Origin of the sequence: Streptomyces sp. PA03-6a (assembly GCF_033792765.1) — a bacterium.
Lineage (GTDB): Bacteria > Actinomycetota > Actinomycetes > Streptomycetales > Streptomycetaceae > Actinacidiphila.
Map to the genome: position 1 here is coordinate 1 of NZ_JARAVK010000326.1, position 8,324 is coordinate 8,324.

An 8,324-nucleotide genomic window follows, 5' to 3' on the forward strand; every position below is an offset into this window, starting at 1 on the left:
GGTGGTCACTGGGGGGTCATTGGCGGGTGGTCACGGGCAGGGTGGTCGCGGGCGGGGTCAACTCCGTCGGCGCGTCACGCCTTTCGCTCCTGCGGTGACGACGGCCGTACGGTCCGGGGGCTGATCCCCAGCGCGGCGAGGGCGCTCAGCGCCACGACACCGGCCGAGATCCACCAGGCGAGGGAGAAGGCGTGCGCCGGGTCGCGGGGACCGGCGGCGGCCAGGACGACGACCAGGCCGCTGACGCCGAGCACGGTGCCGATCTGACCGGCCATGGTGACGACGGCGCTGCCGGTGGCCGCCTGGTCCTTGGGCAGGCCCGAGGTGGCCGACGAGATCATCGTGGGCAGGGCCAGTCCCACGCCGACCCCGGCGACCAGCCAGCCGGGCAGGATGTCGACGGCGTAGTCGAGGCTTCCTCCGGCACGGAGTGCGGTCCACGCGGTACCGAGGGCGACCAGTGCCGAGCCGAGCGCCGCGACGGTGCCGGCCGGGACACGCCGGCCGATCCTCCGCCCGAGGGCAGAGGCGGCGAACACCATGGCCGGGCCGGGCGCGACGCCGAGGCCGGTCTCGATGGCCGACCAGTGCCACACCTGCTGCAGCCACAGGGTCAGGCCGAGCAACTGGAGCCCGAAGGCGGCGTAGAACAGCAGGGCGGCGACGTTCGCCGAGGCGAACACGCGGTCGCGCAGCAGGCTCAGGTCGACGACGGGGACGGGGTGCCGCGCCGAGCGCAGGAGGCAGGTCGCGAGCGCCGCCGCGGCGGCGGCGAAGGCTCCGACGGTCGGCGCCGCCGCCCATCCCCATTCCGGGCCCTGGACCAGGCCCAGTGCGAGCGTGCCGATCGCCACCACCAGCAGGGCCCCGCCGACGAGGTCGGGCAGCCGGGCGCCGGTGTCCGGGCGGCCGCCCGGCAGCAGCCGTACGGCCAGGACGAACGCCGCGGCGCCGATTGGCAGGTTGAGCAGGAATATCCACTGCCAGGCCACCTGGACGAGCAGGCCTCCGACCACCGGTCCCGCCGCCGCGGCGAGCGAGCCGCTGGCCGCCCAGATCTGCACGGAGCGGGTGACCCTGGCGGGTGGCGCCGTGGTCAGCACGAGCCCGAGGCTGGCCGGGGTGAGGACGGCCGCCCCGGCCGCCTGCAGGAAGCGGAACGCGACCAGGACCCACAGGTCGCCGCTGAGGGCGGCGCCCAGGCTGGCGAGGGTGAACACGCCGAGCCCGAGCAGGAATCCGGCCTTGCGCCCGTAGCGGTCGCTCAGCCGCCCGGCCGGGACGAGCAGCGCGGCGTACACGATCGCGTAGCCGTTGAGGATCCAGCTGAGCCGGGAGAGCGAGGTCTCGCCCACGCCGTGCCCGATGGGGGTCAGGGCGACGTTGACGATGAAGGCGTCGAGGGCGGAGAGGAACACCGACGTGGCGAGGACGGCGAGCACGAGCCCGGGGTGCGGGGCGCGGCGCGCGGCCGCCGGGCCGCCGGGGGCGGGCGCCCGCACGACGGCGGTGCCGCCCGCGGGGTCCGAGGGGGAACGGGTCATGGGTCTGTCTCCGGGGAAGAGGCACGGTCGCGCCGTACGCGGGCCGGGCGGCCCGGTCGACGGGGACAACGGGGGGCGCCGCGGCACTGCGGCGGGAAGCGGAGGCGTGCGCGGGGACACGGCCCGCGTCCGCGGGACGGGGCGGCGGGAGGGTCCACCGAGGCCCTTAAGTAAACCGATCGGTCTCCTTACGCGCTCCACCGTAACAGCCGTTTCCGGTGAAGTAAAACGATCGGTATCCTTAACGGCATGAGCGACGCACCCTCCCCCGTACGCCGGCGCAGTGGCCGAGGCGCCCGGGAGCGGATCCTCAAGGCGGCGACGGAGCTGTTCACCGCCCAGGGGGTCAACGCGACCGGGATGGACCAGCTGACCACCGTCGCCAACGTGTCGAAGCGCACCCTGTACACGCACTTCGCGAGCAAGGACGACCTCGTCCAGGCCTATCTGCGCGAACTCGAGGACGGCCTGCTCCCCGCCGAGGTGATCCCCGGCGAGCCCTGCCCGGACCCGCGGGGGCAACTCCTGGCGATCTTCGACTGGCCGCCGGGGCGGACGGACGGACCGCTGCGCGGCTGCCCCTTCCTGAACGCCGCCGTCGAGGTGCCCGACCCCGACCACCCGGTCCACCTGCTGGTGGCCGCCTACAAGAGGGAGTTCGCCCGCAGGCTGACGGCCCTGGCACGGGTGGCCGGGGCCCGCGACCCCGAGGCGCTCGGTGAACGGCTCGCCCTGCTCTACGACGGCGCCGTCGCCCGCAGCACCGCGCTGAACGCCACCGGGCCGGGCGCCCACGCCCGCGCCGTCGCCGTCGCCCTCGTGGACGCCGCGATCGACTGAGCTCCCCGCGCCCCGGCCGTCCCGGCGCCTCAGCGCAGCCGTGTCGCCGCGCGGCGCCGGTCGGACAGCACCTCGCGGGCGGCCCGCGTGCCCGAGGCCAGCGCGCCCTGGAGCGACCCGGTCGCCCGGTGGTCGCCGCACACGTGACGCCCCGGCGCGAAGCGGGTGGTGCGGGTCATCGGGTGCGGTGCCGGCATCGCGGGCAGCGCCTCGCGCACGGTGCAGCGGTGCAGCGGCTCCCAGCCGGAGGCGTCCGTGCCGTACGCGTCCGACAGCGCCGTGGTCAGGGCGGGCTCGTCGGCGGGGCCCGGTGCACCGAGCACGGAGGTCGCCACCAGGGCGCGGCCGTCCGGGGACAGTCCGGGCTGCACTTCGGTGAGGACCACGGTGTTGAGGAAGCGGCGGCGTTCGTCCACCATCAGCGTCGGTTCGGCGAGCGGCGACCGGTCGGCGGCGTGGTAGTACGTCGTCACGGTCCGCGTCGGCGGGATGGTGAGACCGGGCAGCAGCCGTGCGGCCGCCCCCGGTCCGGTGGCCACCACCACGACGGGCGCGGTGACGTCCGTGCCGTCCTCCAGCAGCACCCCGTCGCCGGTCAGTTCGCGCACCGGGGTCTCGGTGCGGACGGTGTCCTCGGGAAGTCGCCCGGCGAGCTGGACGGGCACGGCACCGATCCCCTCGGCGGGCAGGGCGAGGGTGCCCCGCAGCATGCTGCGCCACACGAAGTGGAAGAAGCGGCTGGAGGTCTCCAGTTCGTCCTCCAGGAAGACCCCCGACAGGAACGGCCGGAACAGGGTCTCCACCAGCTCGGCCGAGATGCCCGCGGCGGCCAGCGCGGTGAGCGTCGTGGTGTCCGCGCCCGCGCGCAGCCTTCCCGCGGGCAGCGCCATGTCACGGGCGCTCAGGACCGCCAGCGCCGCCAGGTCGCGCCCCGACGCGAGCCGTCCCGGCAGCAGGTCGGCGGTCGCGTACGGCGGGCGGGTCGGGTCGGCGAAGCGCAGCCGCCCGCCGGAGGTGTGCACCAGGACGCCGGGGGTGAACGGCCGCAGCCGCAGCGGCTCCAGCTCCAGGCGCCGCTTCACCTGGGGGTACGAGGTGTTGAAGACCTGGAAGCCGCGGTCGAGGAGGAAGCCGCGGTGCCGGTCGGTGCGCATCCGGCCGCCGACTCCGTCCGAGGCCTCCAGGACCCGCACCGTCAGGCCCGCCACGGCGAGGTCCGCCGCGCACGCCAGCCCGGCGGCGCCCGCCCCGACCACGATCACGTCACAGCGGCCACCGCGCTCCTGCTGCATGGATCCGGTGCCTTTCCTCCGTGTACACCCCGATACGGGCCGGCTTTCCGTACGCTACGCGGACGCCCGGGTGCCGCCCCCCGCAACACACCGCCGAACGGGCCGAACGGCGGCGGACCGATGAGTCCGCGCCGTGGCGGGAGTCCTCTCCGTGACGGCACACGAGGGAAGGTGGAGCGATGGGGCAGCAGTTGCACGACATCCTGCAGGCGTTCGTGGACGACGGATCGGTGCCGGGGGCCGTGGGTCTGGTGGCGCGCGGCGACCGGGTCGAGGTGGCGGCCGCCGGGACCCTCGCCGTCGGGGACCCCACCCCCATGACCAGGGACTCGCTCTTCCGCATCGCCTCGATCACCAAACCGGTCGTCGCGGCGGCGGTCATGATGCTCGTCGACGACGGACGGATCGCCCTGTCGGACCCCGTCGCCGCATGGCTGCCCGAACTGGCCGAACCGATGGTCGCCCGCACCCCGGCGAGCCCGCTCGACGACGTGGTGCCGGCCGCGGCGCCCATCACCGTCCGCGACCTGCTGGCCTCGCGCGCCGGGTACGGCTTCCCCGCGGACTTCTCCCTGCCCGCGCTCGCCCCGCTGTTCGGCAATCTCAAACAGGGCCCGCCGCGGCCGCAGCAGGTCATGGCACCGGACGCCTGGATGGCGACGCTGGCCGGGATCCCCCTGCTGCACCAGCCGGGCGAGGCCTGGCTCTACAACACCTGCTCCGACATCCAGGGCGTCCTGGTCGCCCGGGTGTCGGGCCGTCCGCTGGACGAGTTCCTGGCCGAGCGGATCTTCGAGCCGCTCGGCATGACCGACACCGGTTTCGCCGTGCCGCGTGGCGGCCTCGGCCGCTTCACCGCCTTCTACCGCCCGGATCCGCGGGGAGGGCTGGAGTTGGTGGACGCCCCCGACGGGCAGTGGAGCACCCCTCCGGCGTTCCCTTCCGGCGCGAGCGGCCTGGTGTCGACCGCCGACGACTGGTACGCCTTCGGCCGGATGCTCCTCGCCGAAGGCACCGCGGGCGGCCGCCGGCTTCTGTCGGCGCAGTCCGTACGGCTGATGACCACCGACCACCTGCCACCGGCCGAACGCGACGCGAGCGCGGTCTTCCTGGAGGGGCAGGGCTGGGGCTTCGGCGGTTCGGTGGACGTCGCGGCCGTCGCCCCGTGGAACGTCCGGGGACGCTACGGCTGGATCGGCGGCACCGGCACGGCGGCGCACATCACGCCGTCCACGGACACCGTGACGGTGCTGCTCACGCAGGTCGAACTGACCGGGCCGGCCGCCCCGGCGACGATGCGCGCCTTCTGGGCCTACGCGGCCGGGGTCTGAGCCGCCGGGGCCGCCCGGTCACGCCTCCCGGGACTCCGTCGAGAGGAAGACCGGGGTGACCGAGAGCGGGACGCCGACGGTGCCGTCGGCGCGGCGCAGCGGGACGACGGCGCCGAGGGCGTCGACCGCGTGGGCGGCGGCGTGGGGCCAGGGGAGGTCGACGAGGGTCCCCTGGGCGTCCTCGCCGGTGAAGGGATCGCCGGAGCGCCAGAGGACCTGGAGCGCGCCGCGGCCCTCGCGGGACACCTCGAAGGCGTACAGGCCGGAGGGGTCCTCCGTGGCGAGGCGGCGGACGGCAGTGACGCCGTCGAGGTGCGCGGCCAGGAGGGCGAAGGCGTCGGCGGCGGGGCGGCGCCGGGTCAGGGCGGTGCCCTCGTAGTCCAGCAGGGCGAGCCTGCCGAAGAGGAAGCCCATGAGGTTGAGGCGGTCGCGGTAGCCGGGGATCTCCGGGGCCAGGTTCCAGCAGGCCGTGCGGGTGACACCGCAGGCGAGGGCCAGGACGGTGCGGGTGACGATCTGGCGGCGGTTGATGCGGTCGCGGCGCGCGGCGAGCTCCGGAGGGCAGTCCTCCATGAACATGCGCAGCTCCGGCGGGAGTTCGGGGGAGTGTTCGTAGAGCAGGCGCATGGTCGCGCGGTCCGGGGCCTCGCCCGGCTCCGCCGCCCCCGTGAAGGCGGCCGTCATCGCCCGCTCGAGTTCCGCCTGGGCCCGGGGGAACTCGAAGAGGGTGGGGCCGTTGTACTCCCCCGCCACCACCGGGCGTTCGTATCCGTGCCGCCGCATCATCGCGCGCACCTGCGCTACCTGGTCCGGGATCGCGTGCGGGTCCCCGTACAGGTGGACGTCGAAGAGGTCGAAGGCGTCGCGGCCGTGCTCGACGACGTGGTCGAAGAACCGCCGGGCCTCGCCGTCCGCGGGGCCGGACAGCACGTCGTAGCCGCAGCCGCCGAGGACGACCGAGGCGGCCGGGTCCGCGGCGCGTACGGCGCGGTGGAAGGCGGTGAGCTGTCCGACGTACTCCGCCGCGCTGCCCGCCCACAGGAGTCCGGTGTTGCTGGGCTCGTTGCCGCACTGCCAGTGGTCCACGCGGCCCCGGCACCTGGCGACCAGGTCGCCGACGAAGCGCTCGTACCCGGCGGGGTCGAGCGCGGGTGAGGACGGGAGGAAGCCGGTGGGCTGCCGGGTCGCCCACGGGGAGCTGGAACAGACGGTGACCCAGAGCTCGGCCGCCGGGTCGAGCTGCCCGAGGACGGCGTCGACGACCGACCAGTCGTACCGTCCGGGTTCCGGCTCGACCTGCCCCCAGTAGAGGAAGACGCGCGCCAGCCTCGCCCCGAGCTCCCGCGTCTCCGGCACGAAGCTGTCCGGCGCCCCGAACATCCCGTAGCTGATGCCCCTGACGACGCCGAGGCGGATCCCGGCCGGGGCGGTGGGCTGGCTCATGACTGCTCCCTCACTCTTACGTATACGTCATATACTTTAGCTGACGTTATAAACTCCCCCCGTGAAGGAGACGAAGGAGACCCCGGAAGGCGCCCCGGCCCCCCTGATCTGGACGCAGCCCGCGCCGCGGCGCCGCCAGAGCCCGCTGGAGCGGGACGACATCGTGCGCGCCGCGATCGCCGTCGCCGACGAGGGCGGCCCGCAGGCGCTCACGATGGCCGCGGTGGCCAAACGGCTCGGCCCGTACACGCCGATGGCCCTCTACCGTCACGTGATGAGCAAGGACGGGCTGGTCGACCTCATGCTCGACGCCGTCACCGCGGAGATCCCGCTACCGCCGGTGCCGGGCGCCGACTGGCGGGCCGATCTGCACGCGGTGGCCACCGGGAGCTGGGACGCGGTCAAGCGGCATCTGTGGTTCGCCCAGCTCGCGCCCACGCGCCCGCCGCTCGGGCCGCACATGATGCGCCGCACCGAATTCGTCCTCCAGGTGCTCGTACGCCAGGGCGCCACCCTGGGCGAGGCCATGACCTACGCGGCGCTCCTCGACCGGCACGTCCTCGGCAGCGCGCAGCAGGAGGCCGAGGAGCTCGCCATGCGCCGCCGCCACGGCATCCACACCCCGCAGCAGCTCGCCGCGGCCGTCACCGCCGCCCGCGAACTGGCGGCGGCGGGCGGGCGGCACCCGCTGCTCGCACGGTGGATGGAGGCGCCCTCCGGGCCGGACGCGGACGGGCAGTTCGAGCTCAGCCTGGCCTTCTTGATCGACGGCATCGCCGCACGCCTGCCGGAGGGCGGCGGCGCGGCCTGACACCGGGCATTCGCGACACCCGTGGGAACGGACCCCGATGAAAGGCCGTCAGCAGGGCACACGTACTCCAGACCGAACCCTCGGAAAGGAGCACGACGTGCCTCTTCGCTTCCGCAAGTCGTTCCGGATCCTGCCCGGCGTCCGCCTGAACATCAACAAGCGCTCGCTGTCCATCACCACGGGCAGCAAGGGCGTCCACCACACCGTCAACACCCGCGGTGAGCGCACCGAATCCGTCGACCTCCCGGGGCCGTTCTCCTGGCGCCGCACGCGCAAGGGGCACTGAGGCCCGTCGTCATTCGAGGATCCACCCCGCCATCCACCGCTCCCGCACGGCCGGCCACTCCGTGGCGACCAGGGAGTAGTACACGGTGTCGCGCCACGACCCGTCGACCCGGCGGCAGTGCCGGCGCAGCACGCCCTCGCGGATGCCGCCGATGCGGGAGACCGCGTCCTGGGTCGGCAGGTCGAGGTCGTCCAGGCGCCACTGGACGCGGCCGAAGCCCAGGTCCTCGAAGGCGTAGTACACCAGCATGAAGTGGGTCTCCAAGTGCACCGGGCCGCCCCACAGGGCCGGGTCCAGCCAGCTCCAGCCGATGTCCACGCGCTCGTCGACGACCGAGATGTCGACGTACGCGGCCCAGCCCGACGGGCGCTCCGTGGCGTGCGGGACGACCGCGAACACCACGGACTCCCCCGCCGCGGCCTGCGCCAGCCGCTGCTCCACCAGCGAGGCCATGTCGCCCGGCGAACCGGGCGGCGTCGTCGACAGCCAGCGCCACATCCCCTCGTCGGCGCGCGCCGCGGCGAACAGCGCCGGGACGTGCAGCGGCGAGAGCGGGACCAGCCGCGCGTACCGGCCGTCGATGGTGACCGAAGCGGGGAAGCGTAGTGCCATATCCGCACGCTAATCGGGCGGGCACGCTGCCGCACCAACTCGCGGATTCCCGCCCACCCCGCCCCCTCGCCACCTCACCCCCGGTCAGAGGGCGTGGCACGGAACGCGAACGCCCCGGACGAGGCCGCGGAGGCGGAGACCCTGGGGGGCGGAGGGGGCGCGACC

General features: G+C 74.5%; 8 protein-coding genes. 4 read left to right on the plus strand and 4 right to left on the minus strand.

Translation table 11 applies throughout. The features are described 5' to 3' along the window. Positions 1-74: 74 nt before the first annotated feature. Entirely contained in the window at positions 75-1,544 is a 1,470-nt protein-coding gene (locus tag PV350_RS41540; RefSeq protein WP_500338591.1) for an MFS transporter, read from the minus strand. Between the two features lie 249 nt (positions 1,545-1,793). Here PV350_RS41540 and PV350_RS41545 point away from each other — a divergent pair, with 249 nt between their 5' ends. Continuing rightward, positions 1,794-2,384, plus strand: a complete 591-nt coding sequence (locus tag PV350_RS41545) for a TetR/AcrR family transcriptional regulator (RefSeq protein ID WP_499515721.1) — start codon at positions 1,794-1,796, stop codon at positions 2,382-2,384. A 29-nt stretch (positions 2,385-2,413) separates the two neighbouring features. Here the strand turns inward: PV350_RS41545 and PV350_RS41550 are convergent, their stop codons facing one another. Next, a complete protein-coding gene (locus tag PV350_RS41550; protein ID WP_500338592.1) occupies positions 2,414-3,676 on the minus strand; it encodes an NAD(P)/FAD-dependent oxidoreductase in 1,263 nt (420 codons plus the stop codon). A 179-nt stretch (positions 3,677-3,855) separates the two neighbouring features. On the opposite strand from PV350_RS41550, the gene PV350_RS41555 reads away from it, so the two are divergent. Further along, a complete protein-coding gene (locus tag PV350_RS41555) occupies positions 3,856-5,007 on the plus strand; it encodes a serine hydrolase domain-containing protein (protein WP_500338594.1) in 1,152 nt (383 codons plus the stop codon). Between the two features lie 18 nt (positions 5,008-5,025). On the opposite strand, the gene PV350_RS41560 is transcribed toward PV350_RS41555, so the two are convergent. Continuing rightward, complete coding sequence (locus PV350_RS41560) at positions 5,026-6,450, minus strand: hypothetical protein (RefSeq protein ID WP_500338595.1); 1,425 nt, start codon at positions 6,448-6,450, stop codon at positions 5,026-5,028. Between the two features lie 61 nt (positions 6,451-6,511). On the opposite strand from PV350_RS41560, the gene PV350_RS41565 reads away from it, so the two are divergent. Together PV350_RS41565 and PV350_RS41570 are read left to right on the plus strand one after the other, a co-directional pair. Next, positions 6,512-7,261 carry a TetR/AcrR family transcriptional regulator gene (locus PV350_RS41565; protein ID WP_500338597.1) on the plus strand — a complete coding sequence of 250 codons (750 nt, stop codon included), beginning with the start codon at positions 6,512-6,514 and terminating at the stop codon, positions 7,259-7,261. Between the two features lie 97 nt (positions 7,262-7,358). Next, positions 7,359-7,547, plus strand: a complete 189-nt coding sequence (locus tag PV350_RS41570) for a DUF4236 domain-containing protein (protein WP_326570932.1) — start codon at positions 7,359-7,361, stop codon at positions 7,545-7,547. A gap of 9 nt (positions 7,548-7,556) precedes the next feature. Here PV350_RS41570 and PV350_RS41575 read toward each other — a convergent pair whose 3' ends face one another. Then, positions 7,557-8,159, minus strand: a complete 603-nt coding sequence (locus tag PV350_RS41575; protein ID WP_499515716.1) for a GNAT family N-acetyltransferase — start codon at positions 8,157-8,159, stop codon at positions 7,557-7,559. Positions 8,160-8,324: the final 165 nt, after the last annotated feature.

Excerpts from the sequence above, each read along its gene's own strand:
- PV350_RS41540 (WP_500338591.1), bottom strand. The coding sequence starts at position 1,544 with ATGACCCGTTCCCCCTCGGACCCCGCGGGCGGCACCGCCGTCGTGCGG.
- PV350_RS41545 (WP_499515721.1), top strand. The coding sequence starts at position 1,794 with ATGAGCGACGCACCCTCCCCCGTACGCCGGCGCAGTGGCCGAGGCGCC.
- PV350_RS41550 (WP_500338592.1), bottom strand. The coding sequence starts at position 3,676 with ATGCAGCAGGAGCGCGGTGGCCGCTGTGACGTGATCGTGGTCGGGGCG.
- PV350_RS41555 (WP_500338594.1), top strand. The coding sequence starts at position 3,856 with ATGGGGCAGCAGTTGCACGACATCCTGCAGGCGTTCGTGGACGACGGA.
- PV350_RS41560 (WP_500338595.1), bottom strand. The coding sequence starts at position 6,450 with ATGAGCCAGCCCACCGCCCCGGCCGGGATCCGCCTCGGCGTCGTCAGG.
- PV350_RS41575 (WP_499515716.1), bottom strand. The coding sequence starts at position 8,159 with ATGGCACTACGCTTCCCCGCTTCGGTCACCATCGACGGCCGGTACGCG.